The 16,118-nt window shown below is 62.4% G+C and carries 14 protein-coding genes; 7 read left to right on the top strand and 7 right to left on the bottom strand.

Annotation, left to right across the window (positions count from 1 at the left end; translation table 11 throughout):
* Positions 1 to 15 precede the first annotated feature (15 nt).
* Entirely contained in the window at positions 16 to 1,143 is a 1,128-nt protein-coding gene (locus JM946_RS05205; protein ID WP_203166070.1) for a murein hydrolase activator EnvC family protein, read from the bottom strand.
* Between the two features lie 109 nt (positions 1,144 to 1,252).
* Between JM946_RS05205 and JM946_RS05200 the strand changes: the two genes are divergently transcribed.
* The 4 genes from JM946_RS05200 to JM946_RS05185 all read left to right on the top strand — a co-directional run bounded on the left by JM946_RS05200 (position 1,253) and on the right by JM946_RS05185 (position 3,607).
* Positions 1,253 to 1,702: a rhodanese-like domain-containing protein gene (locus JM946_RS05200; protein WP_203166069.1), complete on the top strand. Its 450-nt coding sequence runs from the start codon at positions 1,253 to 1,255 to the stop codon at positions 1,700 to 1,702.
* Positions 1,699 to 1,971 carry a glutaredoxin 3 gene (gene grxC, locus JM946_RS05195; RefSeq protein WP_203166068.1) on the top strand — a complete coding sequence of 91 codons (273 nt, stop codon included), beginning with the start codon at positions 1,699 to 1,701 and terminating at the stop codon, positions 1,969 to 1,971. Before JM946_RS05200 ends, grxC begins: the two co-directional genes overlap by 4 nt.
* An 87-nt stretch (positions 1,972 to 2,058) precedes the next feature.
* Positions 2,059 to 2,559, top strand: coding sequence for a protein-export chaperone SecB (gene secB / locus JM946_RS05190; protein WP_203166067.1), 501 nt, complete (start codon positions 2,059 to 2,061; stop codon positions 2,557 to 2,559).
* 7 nt (positions 2,560 to 2,566) lie between these two features.
* Complete coding sequence (locus JM946_RS05185) at positions 2,567 to 3,607, top strand: NAD(P)H-dependent glycerol-3-phosphate dehydrogenase (protein WP_203166066.1); 1,041 nt, start codon at positions 2,567 to 2,569, stop codon at positions 3,605 to 3,607.
* A 224-nt stretch (positions 3,608 to 3,831) separates the two neighbouring features.
* On the opposite strand, the gene JM946_RS05180 is transcribed toward JM946_RS05185, so the two are convergent.
* The 5 genes from JM946_RS05180 to glnA form a co-directional block, all read right to left on the bottom strand.
* Positions 3,832 to 4,290 (bottom strand): tRNA (cytidine(34)-2'-O)-methyltransferase, encoded by a 459-nt coding sequence (locus JM946_RS05180; protein ID WP_203166065.1) that lies wholly within the window; start codon positions 4,288 to 4,290, stop codon positions 3,832 to 3,834.
* Between the two features lie 176 nt (positions 4,291 to 4,466).
* Complete coding sequence (gene ntrC / locus JM946_RS05175; protein WP_322110897.1) at positions 4,467 to 5,864, bottom strand: nitrogen regulation protein NR(I); 1,398 nt, start codon at positions 5,862 to 5,864, stop codon at positions 4,467 to 4,469.
* Positions 5,851 to 6,993, bottom strand: a complete 1,143-nt coding sequence (gene glnL / locus JM946_RS05170) for a nitrogen regulation protein NR(II) (protein WP_203166063.1) — start codon at positions 6,991 to 6,993, stop codon at positions 5,851 to 5,853. Before glnL ends, ntrC begins: the two co-directional genes overlap by 14 nt.
* 67 nt (positions 6,994 to 7,060) lie before the next feature.
* Entirely contained in the window at positions 7,061 to 7,813 is a 753-nt protein-coding gene (locus JM946_RS05165; RefSeq protein ID WP_203166062.1) for a DUF4124 domain-containing protein, read from the bottom strand.
* 150 nt (positions 7,814 to 7,963) lie between these two features.
* On the bottom strand, positions 7,964 to 9,376 hold the full coding sequence (glnA, locus tag JM946_RS05160) for a glutamate--ammonia ligase (protein WP_203166061.1): 1,413 nt from the start codon (positions 9,374 to 9,376) through the stop codon (positions 7,964 to 7,966).
* 332 nt (positions 9,377 to 9,708) lie between these two features.
* Between glnA and glyQ the strand changes: the two genes are divergently transcribed.
* From glyQ to JM946_RS05145, 3 genes are all read left to right on the top strand, one after another.
* Entirely contained in the window at positions 9,709 to 10,650 is a 942-nt protein-coding gene (glyQ, locus tag JM946_RS05155; protein WP_203166060.1) for a glycine--tRNA ligase subunit alpha, read from the top strand.
* Positions 10,651 to 10,654: 4 nt separating this feature from the next.
* Positions 10,655 to 12,736 carry a glycine--tRNA ligase subunit beta gene (gene glyS, locus JM946_RS05150; protein WP_203166059.1) on the top strand — a complete coding sequence of 694 codons (2,082 nt, stop codon included), beginning with the start codon at positions 10,655 to 10,657 and terminating at the stop codon, positions 12,734 to 12,736.
* A 128-nt stretch (positions 12,737 to 12,864) separates the two neighbouring features.
* Complete coding sequence (locus tag JM946_RS05145) at positions 12,865 to 13,629, top strand: lysophospholipid acyltransferase family protein (RefSeq protein ID WP_203166058.1); 765 nt, start codon at positions 12,865 to 12,867, stop codon at positions 13,627 to 13,629.
* Positions 13,630 to 13,688: 59 nt separating this feature from the next.
* On the opposite strand, the gene gyrB is transcribed toward JM946_RS05145, so the two are convergent.
* Complete coding sequence (gene gyrB, locus JM946_RS05140; protein WP_203166057.1) at positions 13,689 to 16,103, bottom strand: DNA topoisomerase (ATP-hydrolyzing) subunit B; 2,415 nt, start codon at positions 16,101 to 16,103, stop codon at positions 13,689 to 13,691.
* Between the last annotated feature and the right edge of the window lie 15 nt (positions 16,104 to 16,118).

Genomic DNA, 16,118 nt, shown 5'->3' with positions numbered 1-16,118 from the left:
TGCATGACTCGCTGGCTACTTCGCCAGCCACGGCCCTGGATCGAGCGCCGTGCGACCTTTGCGGATCTCGAAATACAGACCGGATTTGCCAAAGCCGGACGCTTCGCCGACCGCCGCCAGCGGATCGCCGGGCGACACGCGATCGCCGACGCGCCGATACACCTGTTCGTTGTGACCATACAGGCTCATATACCCGCCGCCGTGATCGAGCACGACCAACAGCCCCAGGCCGGGCAACCAGTCCGCATACACCACGCGGCCATAGTAAGGCGAGCGCACTTGCGTGCCGCGATCGGCGGCGATGACCATGCCCTGCCATTTCAGCGGACCGCCGGCGCGTAGCTGTCCGAAACGCGCCAGCACCGAGCCTTTCACCGGCCAGGGAAGTTTGCCTTTGACTCGCTGGAACGGTTGTTCGGCGAGCTCGGGGAATTCTTCGATCGCGCGTCGCAGTTCTTCCACCAGTTTTTCCAGCGCCTGCGCTTCACGCTGCAGTTTGCTCAGCTCGTCGTTGCGCGTTTTTATTTTGGATTGCACCTGGGCCAGGGTTCGTGCGCGCTGATCGCGTGCGCCGGCCAACGCTTTTACGTCACGCGCCTGATCTTCCTCGAGCGCGCGCAGTTGCTCTGTCTCCTTGGCGATGCCTTCCGACACCAGCTCCAGATGCGCCAGATGTTCGCTGATCGCGGTGATGCGTTCGGCGCGCGCCCGGCCGAAATAACCGTAGTACGCCAGCATGCGTCCGAGCTGCGCCGGATCCTGCTGGTTGAGCAGCAGCTTGAGCTGCTCCTGCCGGCCGTTCATGTAGGCGACCCGCACCTCGGCGCCGAGCGCATCGCGTTCGTCGTCGATCTTCTTGCTGGTGGCCCTTTGCTCGGCCTTCAGATCGGCCAGGCGGTTTTCCGAGGCGATCCGTCGGGCGCGCACATCGGCAAGGCGCTCACGAGCCGATTGGATCTTCAGTTCCGCCTCCCGGACCTGTCCGGCCAGGGCGTCGCGGCGCTCGGCCTCGGCCTGGATGGAGCGGCGAATGGAGTCGATCCGGTTGCGAACCTGCTTGAGCTCGGCTTCCTTGGCGGCGGGGGTGGGCGCGGCGGCCCGGGCTTGAAAAGCGCCCGTTCCCCACCCAACTGTGCACAGCATGGCCGCCAGCCCGAGGGCGAGCACCGGACGAGGAACTCGGCGGAGTGACTCGGCTGTTATACTTCGCGCCCTTTTGCCAGCCTTCCGGGCGGAATCCCGACCTGCTGCAATGAATCGATTTTTTGAGTACACCACCAACCATCCGTTCCTGGTCGCCGCTGCGGCGATTCTCGCCGTTCTCGCCATCGTGATCGAGATGCGTCATCGCGCTCGCGGCGCGAGCAGCATCGGCACGGCCGACGCAGTCCGGCTGCAAAACAGCGGTGCGCTGGTGGTCGACGTTCGAGACGGCAAGGACTACGAGGCCGGACACATTATCGAGGCGCGCCACATCCCTGCGGCTGAAATTGCCAGCCGCGCGGATTCCTTGAAGAAATTCAAGGAAAAGCCGGTCATCCTGTATTGCGATGCCGGCTTCACTTCGGCCGGAGCCGCGCGTCAGCTGCGCGCTTCCGGGTTCAACAAAGTGGTGACGTTGAGTGGCGGTCTGAACAGCTGGCGACAGGAGAACCTGCCCCTGGTGAAAGGCGCCGCCAAGAAGGACGGTAAGCATTCATGAGCGCAGTTAGCGAAATCATCATGTATTCGACCGATTGGTGCGGCTACTGTCAGCGCGCGCGCAATCTGCTCGAACGCAAGGGCGCGACCTATCGCGAAATCAAGATCGACGAGGACATCAAGCAGCGTGAAGAGATGATGCAGCGGAGCGGCCGCCGCACCGTGCCGCAGATCTTCATCGGCGAACGTCACGTCGGCGGCTATGACGACCTCGCGGCGCTCGACCGTGCCGGCGAATTGGATAAACTGCTCGCCCAATTGCCCAAGTAAGATCGCCGTTCGGCAGCGATCGAGCGGCGCCGGGCGGGATGCCCGTACACACGACTATTCGACGAACGCGATAGAGGATCCGACATCATGGTTGACGAAGTACCTGCGGCCAACGGCCAGACCGCCGATCCCAATGCGCCGCAGTTCGCGCCGCAGGCGGTGTATTTGAAAGACGTGTCCTTCGAAGCGCCCAACGGCCCGCGCGTCAATCCGAATACGAATCCGACCATCAAGCTGGACCTCAATACCGCGGTCAACGAGATCGGCGGCGACATGAAGGAAGTCGTGCTGACCGTGCGCGTCGAAGCGCAGGCCGCCGACAAGACGCTGTGGCTGGTCGAGCTGCAGCAGGCGGGCGCGTTCGGCATTCGCAACGTGCCGCCGGCGGACATGGGCCGGCTGCTGGGTATCTTCTGCCCGAATTACCTGCTGCCGTATGCGCGCCAGGTGATTTCCGATCTGCTGATGAAAGGCGGTTTCCCGCCGTTCCTGCTGCCGCCCGTGAACTTCGATGCGCTGTACGCGCAAGCCGCTGCTCGCGCTCAACAGCAGCAGCCGGACGCTCCGGGCGCCACTTCCGTCAACTGATCCCACCATGTCTGTCGCGCCAGAGGCTGCCCGCTCGGCACCCGAAGGCTCAACATCGGTTGTGCTCGGCGCCGGCTCTTGGGGCACGGCGCTGGCGATCCAGTTAGCTCGCGTCGCGCTTCCTACCTTGCTGTGGGGACGCGACGCGGCTCGTCTCGCCGAGTTGCAACGTGAGCGGCGTAACACTCGCTATTTGCCGGATGCGCCATTTCCCGAGCAGCTGCGCATCGAGCCCGATCTGAAAGGCGCTTTGCAGGTCAGCCGCGTTGTCATCGTGGCGGTCCCGAGTCATGCGCTGCGCGGAATGCTGCAGGAGATCGCTCCGCATTTACCTGCGGCTGCACGCGTTGCTTGGGCTACCAAAGGTTTCGAACTCTCCACCGGCTTGCTGCCGCATCAGGTTGCGCGCGAGGTTCTTGGTGAACGCGTGCTCACGGCGGTGATTTCCGGGCCCACGTTTGCTCGTGAAGTCGGCGCTGGGTTGCCGACGGCCATGACCATCGCAGCGTCGGATTCGAGTTACGCGGCGGAACTGGCGCAGCGGTTTTCAGGAGCGAACTTCCGCGCTTATACATCGACGGATGTCATTGGCGTCGAGGTTGGCGGGGCGATCAAGAATGTGATGGCCATTGGCGCGGGCATTTCCGACGGCCTTGGCTTTGGGGCGAATACGCGCATTGCGCTGATTGCCCGCGGACTGGTCGAGATGACGCGCTTGGGTGTGGCGCTCGGTGCGCGTAAAGAAACATTCATGGGATTGGCAGGGTTGGGTGATCTGGTTCTGACTTGCACGGACAATCAGTCGCGCAATCGGCGGTTTGGATTGGCCTTGGCGTCGGGTGAAAAGGTTGACGCTGCTCAGAAGACCATCGGGCAGGTGGTCGAAGGCGTGCTTGCAGCCAAGGCTGTGCGAGATGTGGCGCGGAGTGCTGGTGTGGAGATGCCGATTTGTGAGCAGGTCTATCGAGTAGTTTATGAAGGTGTCTCGCCCAAGGACGCGGTGAAGGAATTGATGAGCCGGGCGCTCAAGCCCGAGCAGGATGTTTGATTTAGCCGGCCGGAAGACCCACCCCCTGCCCCCTCCCGTGAACGGGAGGGGAGAAATATATTTTTTCCTGCGGGGCTTCAGAACAATCCCTCCATCTCGCGGATGCGCTCAAAATGACATGCTGCCGCCTTCGGCAAGCGTCGCACTTGGCCCCGAAGGGCGCGAAACGCCTTGCGATGGAAGGTTCAGGCTCGGGCCTCGGCAGGAGCAGCGGTGCGGGTAGGCTAGGTGGCGAATCCTAGTTGTCGCCAGGCTTCGTAGACCACCACGGCGGCGGCGTTGGAAAGATTCAGGCTGCGATTGCCGGGGCGCATGGGAATGGTCAGACGCTGATCGGCCGGGCAGGTTTCCAGCAGTTCTTGCGGCAGGCCGCGGGTTTCGGGGCCGAACACGAAGGCGTCGCCCGGCATGAAGCGGGGCTGATCGTAGCGGGTTTTGCCGCGAGTTGAGATCGCGAACCAGCGCTGCACCGGCAGCGCTTTGAAACATTCGTCCAGCGAATCCCACGCACGAACATTTGCCAGATCGGCGTAGTCCATGCCCGCGCGCCGGACTGCTTTCTCGCTGATATCGAAACCGAGCGGCCGTATCAAATTCAACGATGAACCGGTGTTGGCGCACAGGCGAATGATGTTGCCCGTGTTCGGCGGAATCTCTGGCTGAAAAAGAATGACGTGAAACAACTCGGCGCCCCTGCAAGCCGCAACTTGATCTTGGCGGCGCTCGACGGCGCCGCCCCACTCGCAAGGAGTTGTCGAAGCGCTGCATCGGCCGCACGCCCTATCCTCAGAGTGCGGAGATTAGCAGCGGCTCTGCCTCGGTGGCAGAGCGCTAGAGATAAGCAAGATCCGCGGCGGCGTTATTCGTCGTCCATCGCCAGCTCTTTGAGCTTGCGGGTCAGCGTATTGCGACCCCAGCCGAGCAACTTGGCCGCCTCCTGGCGGCCGCCTTCGGCCTTACGCAAGGCGGCGCGAATCAAAGTCCGCTCGAATTCGGGCATGGCGTCGTCGAGCAGCGGGGTCTCGCCGGCGGCGAGGCGCTTCTCAGCCCAGTTGGTGAGCTGACGGGTCCATTCGTCCTGCAACTTCGCAGGCCCGGGCGCGCCACCGAGATCGCTGGGAATATCTTCCGCTTTGATCTCGCGACCAGGGGCCGTCACCGTCAAACGGCGGCAGGCATTCACGAGCTGACGCACGTTGCCGGGCCAGTCGAAGTTCGACAGCGCCGCGGCCGCTTCCGGCGTCAGCGTCTTGGGTTCGACGCCGAGCTCGACCGCCGCTTCCATCAGGTAGTGCACCAGCAGCTCCGGAATATCTTCGCGTCGCTGGCGCAGCGGCGGCACTTCGATTCGAATCACATTCAATCGATGCAGCAGATCCTCGCGGAACAGGTTCTGCTTCACTCGCTCGGCCAGATCCTGGTGAGTCGCCGCGATCACTCGCACATCGACTCGCACCGGCGTCTGGCCACCCACGCGATAGAACTCACCTTCGGCCAACACGCGCAGCAATCGAGTCTGTAACTGCGGCGACATGTCGCCGATCTCGTCAAGAAACAACGTGCCGCCATCCGCCTGTTCGAATCGGCCGCGGCGTTGCGCATCGGCGCCAGTGAACGAGCCTTTCTCGTGACCGAACAGTTCGGACTCGAGCAGATCGGCCGTGAACGCCGAGGTATTCAGCGCGATGAACGCCTTGTTGGCGCGAGGACTGTGACGATGCAGAGCGCGAGCGACCAGCTCCTTACCAGTGCCCGACTCGCCCGTGATCAGCACCGTCATGCTCGATCGCGACAGGCGACCGATGGCGCGAAACACTTCCTGCATCGCCGGCGCCTGGCCGAGCATCTCGGGAATGCGTCGCGCCTCCGTCGATGCCTCTTCGACGCGGATGCGCTGTTGAGCCGCGCGTCGCACCAGGTCGACTGCTTGATCGATATCGAAGGGCTTCGGCAGATATTCGAACGCGCCGCCTTGATAGGCAGCCACCGCGCTGTCGAGATCCGAGTGCGCCGTCATCACGATGACTGGCAGTTCCGGCTGGCTATCGCGAATCTCGGTGAGCAGCTCGAGACCGCTGCGACCCGGCATGCGAATGTCTGTAATCAACACGTCGGGCCGATCGCGGCGTAGTGCGGCCAGCGCGCTATCCGCATGATCGAACGCGGTTGGCGCCATGCCGCCCTGGCGCAACGCGCGCTCCAGGACCCAGCGGATGGAGGCGTCGTCGTCGACGAGCCAGACGTTAAGAGGTTTCACCGGTGTCTGCAACATGGAATGGCAACAAAATAGTAAAGATGGTTTGACCTGGCCTGCTCTCGAATTCGATCAGGCCGTCGTGACGACTCACCAGGTCTTGCGCCACTGCCAGACCAAGTCCAGTACCGTCGGCTCGCCCCGTGACGAGCGGATAAAACAAAGTGTCGCGCAGATGCTCGGGCACGCCGGGCCCGTTGTCTTCGAACTGCACGCTGGCGACCAATCGATGCCGGCGTGCGCCGATGTTGACGTTGGTGAGTGCGCGAGTGCGCAACACCAGTCGTCCACCGCGACCGCCGGTTGGATAAATGTTCTGACTCAACCCTTGGGCGATCGCCTGCATGGCGTTGCGCCCCAGATTCAACATCGCCTGAATGATCAGATTGCGGTCCAGATGCAGCGGCGGCAGGCTCGGATCGTAGTCGCGATCGATCACCACGCCGGGTGGCGCATCGGCCGCGAGCAGATGACCCACGTGCTGAATCAGTTCGTGGACGTTGATCGATTCTTTGCGTGGCGCATGGCCCGGGCCGAGCAATGTATCTACGAGCGTCACCAGCCGATCAGCTTCGCTGATGATGACGGTCGTGTACTCGCGCATCGATGCGTCATCGAGCTGCCGTGCCAGCAATTGAGCCGCGCCGCGTAAACCACCGAGGGGATTTTTGATTTCATGCGCGAGCTGGCGAATCATCAACCGGCTGCCACCAATCTGCGTGAGCAAGGCAGTCTCGCGGGTGATGCGCTGATGCTGAGTCGCATCGCTTATTTCGATCATTACCGCGCCCGGCGCGCCGCTCTCTTCATAGGGCGCGACCGTGCAATCGACGATGAGCTCGCCATCGCCATAAATAGGTCGCAGCGCCAGCTCGCGGCGTGAGAAGGGTCGCGATGTCGCCGCGGCACGATCGATCACCGCATCGAGCACGGCCGAATCTTCCAACAGTTCAGCCAGCGGCCGACCGCGTGCCTGATTGCGGCTGACGCCAAACAACGTTTCCGCGGAAACGTTCAGATACAACAGCGAGCGATCGCGATCGACGATCAGCACGCTGGTGCTGAGGCCGTCGAGAATGCGTCCGGGATCAGCCATGACGCTTGCCATCAGGTTGGAGGGCTGTGCAGCCATGGGCGCCTTCACCGCGCCCGAGACAAAGCGACCGCTCGGACGAGCGGCGCGAGATCGGCGAGAAGCGTTACTTGCCGCTGTTCGGAGGAGGCGTCGAGTCCTTGTCCTTGGAGCCGCCAGGATTCTTGGGGCCCGCGGGCAACGTCTTGGGCTTTTCGCTCTTGGTCGGCACCGGAAGATTGGTGCGCGGATCCATCTTCGGCATGCCGCCGTTCAAGGCCGCATAGGTGGGCTGCTTGGTCTGCAGCTTGTTGCCTACGGTGCGTTTGGGTGGGTTCGGGCGCAGTGTCGGACCGACCGGCGGTTGCGCCGCGGACTCCTGTCGCACATGGAATGTCACCGGCGGCGTTTCTTGAACCACCGCACCTTGAATCGTTGAAATCACTGCCTTCACGGTATGTGTGCCGCGAGGCATGTTGGAGAATTCGTAGCTCGTTCCCTGTTTCGGGAAATCTTCCACGCGCGCGCCATCGAGATACAACGCCACCACGTGCGCGGCCTCGATCTGCGGCGAGATGGCCAAACGCACACCGACCACACCGCCGGTATTGACGATCGTTTCGTCCTGCTGTGGGCTCTCGATGGCCAGGCGGGAATAGGCCGGACCCTTTTTGACAGGCGCTTGCTGCGCCGGCGGAGAGTAAGAAGGTGCAGGCTCCGCGGAGCGAGCTGGACCGCTGCTCAGCTCCACCTTCTCGGCCCCGGCCATGGGTTGATCCGAGAAATGAGTGACGCCTTTTTCGTCCACCCACTTGTAAACGGTCTGCCCGGCGAAAGCCGGTGCCGCCAGTGCGAGGAGAACATAAAGCGCCGTACGCATATGTAATGAGCATAGCCGCTCCACCTCGACCTGACAAAAGCGGCGACGGCGCATTTGTGACCGCCGTCACCATTCTCGAAAACCGCATCGACGGCCGCTCCCGGAATTGCTGGTCGGGAGCTGAATTGCCGCTGACTGCTGCGACTGTTTTCAGACGCTGTAATAAAGCTCGAACTCCAGCGGGTGCGTCGACATACGCACCTTGGTCACTTCCTGCATCTTCAACGCGATGTAGGCATCGATCACGTCGTCCGTGAACACGCCGCCGGCCTTGAGGAAGCCGCGGTCCGCATCCAGAGCCTGCAGCGCCTGTTCCAGCGAGTAGCAGACTTCCGGAATGTTCTTGGCTTCTTCCGGCGGCAGGTCGTACAGATCCTTGTCCGCGGCTTCGCCCGGGTGGATCTTGTTCTGAATGCCGTCGAGGCCAGCCATCATCATGGCCGCGAACGCGAGATACGGATTCGCGGTCGAGTCCGGGAAGCGCACTTCGATGCGACGACCCTTCGGGTTCGAGACCCAGGGAATACGGATGGAAGCAGAACGGTTACGCGCGGAGTACGCCAGCATCACCGGCGCTTCGAAGTGCGGCACCAGGCGCTTGTAGCTATTGGTGCTCGGGTTCGTGAACGCGTTGATAGCCTTGGCGTGCTTGATGATGCCGCCGATGTAGTACAGCGCCAGGTCCGACAGGCCCGCGTACTTGTCGCCCGCGAACAGCGGCTTGCCGTCCTTGGAGATCGACTGGTGCACGTGCATGCCGCTGCCGTTGTCGCCGACGATGGGCTTCGGCATGAAAGTCGCGGTCTTGCCGTAGGCGTGCGCGACGTTGTGGATCGCGTACTTCAGCAACTGCACTTCGTCGGCTTTCTTCACCAGCGTGTTGGCGTTCACGCCGATTTCGCACTGGCCGGCGGTCGCCACTTCGTGGTGGTGCACTTCGACCTTCATGCCCAGCTCTTCGATGGCGTTACACATGGCCGAGCGGATGTCCTGGAAGGAATCGACCGGCGGCACGGGGAAATAACCACCCTTCACGCCCGGGCGGTGCGCCATGTTGCCGCCTTCGTAGTTCTTGCCCGACGACCAGGCGGCTTCGACGGAATTGATCTCGAAGAACGACCCCTGCATGGTGGTGCCGTACTTCACGTCGTCGAAAATGAAGAATTCGTTTTCCGGGCCGAACAGCGCCTTGTCACCGATGCCGGTGGACTTCAGGTAGGCCTCGGCGCGCTTGGCGATGGAGCGCGGGTCGCGGTCGTAACCCTGCATGGTGGAGGGCTCGAGCACGTCGCAACGGATGATCAGCGTGGTTTCCTCGAAGAACGGATCGACCACCGCGGTGCTGGCGTCGGGCATGAGCACCATGTCGGACTCGTTGATGCCCTTCCAGCCGGCGATCGAGGAACCGTCAAACATCTTGCCGTCGTCGAAGAAGCCTTGATCGACTGTGTGCGCCGGCACGGTCACGTGCTGTTCTTTGCCACGCGTGTCCGTGAAGCGCAGATCAACATACTTGACCTCCTTTTCTTTCAACATGCTGAGGACTTCAGCGGGGGTCGTCATGAGTTCTCCTCCGGTAGACAGCGAGATTGGTAGGTCCCGGGCCGCTCGCCGCTACGACGCCAGGAAGTTGTTCAAGGGGTGAAATTGCAAAGTCGAAAATTGCAGGAAGCATGCCAGCGCACCGTCATGGCGCAAACGCTGGATTCTGGCCGGGCTCGAGCGAAAAGCTTACAAATCGCCGCCCCAAATTGGAGCACGTGCGGCGGTGCACGCACCATACGTGTGCACGAGCCGCGGCGGCAAGGCCCCAAACTGTGGCAAACCGTCCTGAACCGAGGCCGCACGGTATACTCGCGCGCTTTTCGCCCGCCCACCAACCAACCGGACTCGAGATGGCCGCACCGAAAGCCGTCGTCCCTCCGCGGACCTTTCAAGACCTGATCTTCGCCCTTCAGTCGTACTGGTCGCAGCAGGGTTGCGTGATCCTGCAGCCGTACGACATGGAAATGGGTGCGGGTACCTTCCATACCGGCACGCTGCTGCGAGCCGTTGGCCCGGAGCCTTGGAGTGCAGCTTATGTGCAGCCGTCGCGCCGACCCACTGACGGCCGCTATGGCGAAAATCCCTTCCGGCTCCAGCACTACTATCAATTCCAAGTGGTGCTGAAGCCGTCGCCGCCCAACATCGTCGAGCTGTATCTCGGCTCGCTGGCGGCGCTGGGCTTCGATCCGCTCACCCATGACATCCGGCTGGTCGAGGACAACTGGGAATCGCCGACCCTCGGCGCCTGGGGCCTGGGCTGGGAAATCTGGCTGAACGGCATGGAGGTCACGCAGTTCACTTACTTCCAGCAGGTGGGCGGACTGGACTGCAAACCGGTGATGGGCGAAATCACCTATGGCCTGGAGCGCCTCGCGATGTATCTGCAGGGTGTGCAGAGCGTGTACGACCTGCTGTGGGCCGACGGGCCGCTGGGTCGCGTGACCTACGGCGACGTTTATCACCAGAACGAAGTGGAGCAGTCGAAATATAACTTCGAGCTGGCCGACACCGCACTGTTGTTCCGGCACTTCGACGACCACGAAGCGGCTTGCAAAAAGCTGCTGGAGAGCGGACTGGCGTTGCCGGCGTACGAGCAGATGCTCAAGACCTCGCATACCTTCAATCTGCTGGATGCTCGCAAGGCCATCTCGGTGACTGAACGGCAGCGCTTCATCCTGCGTGTGCGGGCGCTGGCCAAGGAAGTTGCCGAGACCTATTACAAGACGCGCGAGGCACTGGGCTTTCCGATGATGAACAAGGTCCCCGCTGAACGCGCCGCCGCGGAAGTTTGAGCTCATGAGCAAACGTGACTTTCTGGTCGAGATCGGCACTGAAGAGCTGCCGCCGAAATCTTTGTTCACTCTCGCGCAGGCCTTCGCGGACGGCGTCACGAAGGGCTTGGCCGCAGCCTCGGTCCAACATGGCGAAGTGAAATGGTTTGCCACGCCGCGGCGTCTCGCTGTCTATGTGGCGGGTGTGGCGGATCAGCAGCCTGATCAACAGATCAAACGTCAGGGTCCGGCCGTGGCCAACGCGTTTGGTCCCGACGGTCAGCCCACCAAGGCGGCGCTTGGATTTGCGGCGTCGTGCGGCGTGACGGTCGATCAGCTCGTGCAGGTCGATGGTCCCAAGGGCAAGGTGCTGCAGTTCGAAGGCTCCAGGCAGGGAGAGGCGACGACTGCGCTGCTGCCGAACATCGTAAATGGCGCGCTCGACTCCCTACCAATCGCGCGACGCATGCGCTGGGGCGCGGGTACGCAGGAGTTCGTCCGGCCCGTTCATTGGGTGGTGATGCTGTTTGGCTCGAACGTCGTCGAGGCGGATATTCTCGGCATCCGCGCCGGCAAACAAACACAAGGTCATCGCTTCCACGGACCCAAGTCTCTGGCGATTGCCAGTCCGGCCAAGTACGCGCAGGTGCTGCTCGAGAAGGGGCACGTCGTCGCCGACGTGGCCACTCGTCGCGACCGCATCCGTGCGGAAGTGAACGCGATCGCTGAATCGCTCAAGGGTCAGGCCGTCATCGAGGATTGGTTGCTCGATGAAGTCACGGCGCTGGTGGAATGGCCGGTGGCCCTGTCGGGACGCTTCGACGAACAGTTCCTGCGGCTGCCGCAGGAGGTGCCGATCGCCACCATGCAGGACAATCAGCGTTATTTTCCGGTGCGCTCGGCCGACGGCAAGCTGATGAACTATTTCATCACCGTCGCCAACATCGCGAGCCGCGACCCGGATCGGGTGCGTGATGGCAATGAGCGAGTCGTGCGGCCGCGCCTGGCCGACGCAGCGTTCTTCTGGGACACAGATCGAAAGGAACGGCTCGACGTGCGCTTCGCCGCGCTCAAGTCCGTGACGTTCCAGGCCAAGCTGGGTTCGCTTGCGGACAAAAGTAATCGCGTGGCCACCCTCGCGCAACGTATCGCTGAAATCATCGGCGGCGATGCCGAGCTTGCGGCTCGCGCGGCCCGGCTCAGCAAATGTGACTTGCTGTCGGCCATGGTCGGCGAATTCCCCGAGCTGCAAGGCTTGATGGGCAAGTACTACGCGCAACACGATGGCGAGCATGCGGAAGTCGCCATGGCGCTGGAGGAACAATACTGGCCCCGGTTCGCAGGCGACAAATTGCCCGCCACCAAGACCGGTATCGCGCTGTCCATTGCCGACAAGCTCGACACCATCGCGGGCATCTTCAGCATCGGCCAGAAGCCGTCGGGCACCAAGGATCCATATGGTTTGCGTCGAGCGGCGCTGGGCGTTCTGCGCACCATCGTCGAGCACAAGCTCGATCTGGACCTGCGTCGCCTGGTCGATGGCGCCGTTTCGTTGCAGCCGGTGGCGGCTGCCGAGACGGTCGGCGAGGACATCTGGGGCTATTTGATGGAGCGGCTGCGCTCTTCTTATCTTGAAGAATCGGCCGGCCGCGCCGTGACCACTGAAATGTTCGACGCGGTGCTGGCCAGCAAGCCGCATTCACCCATCGACATCGACGTGCGGCTGCAGGCCTTGGAAGGTTTTCTGGCGCTGCCTGAAGCTGCCAGCCTGGCCGCTGCGAACAAACGCATCGCGAACATCCTGCGCAAGGCCACCGGCGATCTGTCCGGTGCGGTGGAAACAGCCCGGCTGCAGGAGCCGGCGGAACGCCAGCTGTTCGATCACGTGGTTTCCATGGAGCGCGCCGTCAATCCGCTGTTCTCACGGCGTGAGTACACTGGCGCGCTAACTCAGCTTGCGACCTTGAAGGACGATGTGGATCGCTTTTTCGATTCCGTGATGGTCATGGCCGACGATCCGGACGTCCGCGTCAATCGATTGGGTTTGCTGGTGCGCCTGCGCGGCTTGTTCCTGCAGGTGGCGGATCTGTCGCGACTGCCTGGGTGAGCGCGGATATCTTTCTGCGCGAACGACTGCACACGGATGTGCTGGCTGGTCGAGACTCCAGGGATGGCTGGTGAGATGAGCTGCTTGAAATGAGGCGCTTGAAGCGCACCGCTTGAGACGAGGACACGATGCAGCTGCTGAGGTCCATTCTGTTCACCACCGCGCTGTTTGCCGGGACTCTGCTGTACGCGGTGGTGGTGCTGCTGTTCGGCTGGTTGCCCAGCCTGAAACTGTACGCCATCGCGCGGAGCTGGGGCCGCGTGTACATGTGGTTGCTGGCGAAGCTTTGTAGCCTCACCTATACGGTAGAAGGTGCAGAAAACATTCCGCCCGGCGCCCATGTGTCGATGTGGAAACATTCTTCGGCGTGGGAAACCATCGCGCAGGCTGCCGTCTTCCCGCCGCAGGCCTGGGTGCTCAAACGCGAGCTGATGTGGATCCCGCTGGTGGGTTGGGCGGTGAAATGTCTCAAGCCCATCGCCATCAATCGCAAGGCCGGCGCCACCGCCGTCACACAAGTGGTCGAGCAGGGCAGACAGCGTTTGCAGGAAGGGCTGTGGGTTCTGATCTTCCCTGAAGGAACGCGAGTCGCCGTGGGTGAGACTCGCAAGTACGGGGTGAGCGGCGCGCTGCTCGCATCCAAGGCGGGCTGCAAGGTCGTTCCCGTCGCTCACAACGCCGGCTACTTCTGGCCCCGCCGAGGCTGGGTGAAAAAGCCTGGAAACATCCGCGTGATCATCGGCCCGCCAATCGACGCCGCCGGCCGAGATCCGCGGGAATTGAATGAAGAAGTGCGCGCGTGGATCGAAAAGAAGCTCGCCACGATCACGCCGACCAACGGTAATGGCGTGACGGAGCCCTCCGGAGCGCCGCTCCGCCCAGCGAATCATTGATTTTTATTAACGATGTAGCGGCGGGATGCAGGAATCCCGCCGCGTATCGTTAGATAAGATTAAATATCGAGATTGGCCACGGCCAGCGCATTCTTCTCGATGAACTCACGTCGCGGCTCGACCTGATCGCCCATCAAGGTTGCGAAAATATCGTTTGCCGCCAACGCGTCCTCGATGCGCACCTGGATCAACCGGCGGGTCGCCGGATTGATGGTCGTGTCCCACAACTGCTCCGGGTTCATCTCGCCCAGCCCTTTGTAGCGCTGGATCAACTGCCCTTTGCGCCCCAACGCCAGCAGCCACTCGACCGCTTCCTTGAAGCTGCCAATCTCCTGCTTGGTGTCGCTCTTGGCGATATAAGCGCCCGGCTGCAGCAGGCCATTAAGGGCCGCCGCCAAATCCGCGATGCTCCGATACTCGGCCGACTCGAAGAACTCGCGGTGGATGTGCTTTTCCGAGGTGACGCCGTGCTCGGTGCGAGCCACCAGCAGTCGCGGCGTGCCGCCGTCGACGGCAGCCATCACCCGCACGCGGTACTTGCGAGCGGCATCGTCGTGGGAATTGAGCTGACTCTCCAGGGTGCGGCCCCACGAAGTCAGCCAGTCGAGCTGATCGTGATTCGCCGGAGTGACCTCGGGCATGTAGAGCAGCTGCTCCAGCACGCGCTGGTCATAGCGGCGGGAAGAACGCTTGATGATCGCCGCCACTTCCATCCAGCGGCGAGCCAGAGTCTCCAGTGCGGATCCCGTCATCGGCGGCTGCGCCGGATCGGCGAACAGCTGCGCGTCTTCCAGCGCGTGGGTCAGCAGCATGGAATCGAGCTCGGCCTGGTCCTTCACATAGTACTCGGACTTGCCCTTCTTCAGTTTGAACAGCGGCGGCTGCGCGATGTAGATGTGTCCGCGCTCGATCAGCTGGGGCATCTGGCGATAGAAGAAGGTGAGCAACAGGGTGCGGATGTGCGAGCCGTCCACGTCCGCGTCGGTCATGACGATGATGCGGTGATAGCGAAGCTTGGTCACATCGAAATCGTCGGCGCCGATGCCGCAGCCGAGCGCGGTGATCAGCGTGCCCACCTCGGCAGACGACAGCATCTTGTCGAAGCGCGCCTTCTCGACGTTCAGGATCTTGCCCTTCAACGGCAGGATGGCCTGGGTGCGCCGATCCCTGCCCTGCTTGGCCGAGCCACCGGCGGAGTCACCCTCGACCAGAAACATCTCGGACAGCGCCGGATCCTTCTCCTGGCAGTCCGCCAGCTTGCCGGGCAGGCCGGCCAGATCCAGAGCGCCTTTGCGGCGGGTCATTTCACGAGCCTTGCGGGCGGCTTCGCGGGCGCGGGCCGCTTCGAGCACCTTGTTCGCCACGGCCTTGGCCTGCGGCGGATGCTCCATCAGGAACTCTTCCAGCTTCGCGCCCACCGCCGACTCCACGATGCCTTTGATCTCGGACGAAACCAGCTTGTCCTTGGTCTGCGAGGAGAACTTCGGGTCCGGCATCTTCACGGAAAGAATGGCGGTCAGGCCTTCGCGAGCGTCGTCGCCCGTCATGGCCACCTTGTCCTTGGCCGAGAACTCCCGGTCGATGTAAGCATTGAGGGTTCGGGTTAGCGCGCTACGGAAGCCGGCCAGGTGAGTGCCGCCATCCTTCTGAGGGATGTTGTTGGTGTAGCAGCTCATGGTCTCCTGGTAGGAGTCATTCCACTGCAGGCCCAGCTCCACCGTGATCGGGCCCTCCTGGGTCCGGAACCAGATGATGGTGTCGTGGATGGCCTGGGCATTGCGGTTCAGGTAGCGGACGAACTCCTTGATGCCACCCTCGTGGTGGAAGGTCTCGTGCTTGTCGTCGCGCTCGTCGATCAGCTCGATGCGCACACCGGAGTTGAGGAACGACAGCTCGCGCAGGCGCTTGGCCAGGATGGCGTAGTCGAACTCGATGTTGGTGAAGATCTCGGCGCTTGGCTTGAACCGGATCACCGTGCCCCGCTTGGTCGTCGTACCGACCTCCGCCAGAGGGGCTTGCGGTTCGCCGAGCCGGTACTCCTGCTGGTGCAGGCGGCCTTCTTTGTGAATGGTCAGCTGCAGGTACTCGGAAAGGGCGTTCACCACCGACACGCCGACGCCGTGCAAACCGCCCGAGACCTTGTAGGAAGAGTCGTCGAACTTACCGCCGGCGTGCAGCACCGTCATGATGACTTCGGCGGCGGAGCGACCCTCCTCCGGATGGATATCCACAGGTATTCCACGGCCGTCATCGGCCACGGTGACCGACTGATCGGCATGGATGGTGACGATCACTTGTGAGCAATGTCCCGCCAGAGCTTCATCGACGGAGTTATCGACGACCTCGAATACCATGTGGTGTAGACCGGTGCCGTCGTCGGTGTCGCCGATGTACATGCCGGGACGCTTTCTGACTGCGTCGAGGCCCTTCAAGACCTTGATTTTGCTTGAATCGTAGACGTCTTTATCTGTCATGGTCCGGCCTAAAAA

This window comes from Steroidobacter gossypii (genome assembly GCF_016801985.1).
Lineage (GTDB): Bacteria > Pseudomonadota > Gammaproteobacteria > Steroidobacterales > Steroidobacteraceae > Steroidobacter > Steroidobacter gossypii.
This window is presented reverse-complemented; position numbering and strand designations above follow the sequence as displayed.

Excerpts from the sequence above, each read along its gene's own strand:
- JM946_RS05205 (WP_203166070.1), bottom strand. The coding sequence starts at position 1,143 with ATGCTGTGCACAGTTGGGTGGGGAACGGGCGCTTTTCAAGCCCGGGCC.
- JM946_RS05200 (WP_203166069.1), top strand. The coding sequence starts at position 1,253 with ATGAATCGATTTTTTGAGTACACCACCAACCATCCGTTCCTGGTCGCC.
- grxC (WP_203166068.1), top strand. The coding sequence starts at position 1,699 with ATGAGCGCAGTTAGCGAAATCATCATGTATTCGACCGATTGGTGCGGC.
- secB (WP_203166067.1), top strand. The coding sequence starts at position 2,059 with ATGGTTGACGAAGTACCTGCGGCCAACGGCCAGACCGCCGATCCCAAT.
- JM946_RS05185 (WP_203166066.1), top strand. The coding sequence starts at position 2,567 with ATGTCTGTCGCGCCAGAGGCTGCCCGCTCGGCACCCGAAGGCTCAACA.
- glnL (WP_203166063.1), bottom strand. The coding sequence starts at position 6,993 with ATGGCTGCACAGCCCTCCAACCTGATGGCAAGCGTCATGGCTGATCCC.
- JM946_RS05165 (WP_203166062.1), bottom strand. The coding sequence starts at position 7,813 with ATGCGTACGGCGCTTTATGTTCTCCTCGCACTGGCGGCACCGGCTTTC.
- glnA (WP_203166061.1), bottom strand. The coding sequence starts at position 9,376 with ATGACGACCCCCGCTGAAGTCCTCAGCATGTTGAAAGAAAAGGAGGTC.
- glyQ (WP_203166060.1), top strand. The coding sequence starts at position 9,709 with ATGGCCGCACCGAAAGCCGTCGTCCCTCCGCGGACCTTTCAAGACCTG.
- glyS (WP_203166059.1), top strand. The coding sequence starts at position 10,655 with ATGAGCAAACGTGACTTTCTGGTCGAGATCGGCACTGAAGAGCTGCCG.
- JM946_RS05145 (WP_203166058.1), top strand. The coding sequence starts at position 12,865 with ATGCAGCTGCTGAGGTCCATTCTGTTCACCACCGCGCTGTTTGCCGGG.
- gyrB (WP_203166057.1), bottom strand. The coding sequence starts at position 16,103 with ATGACAGATAAAGACGTCTACGATTCAAGCAAAATCAAGGTCTTGAAG.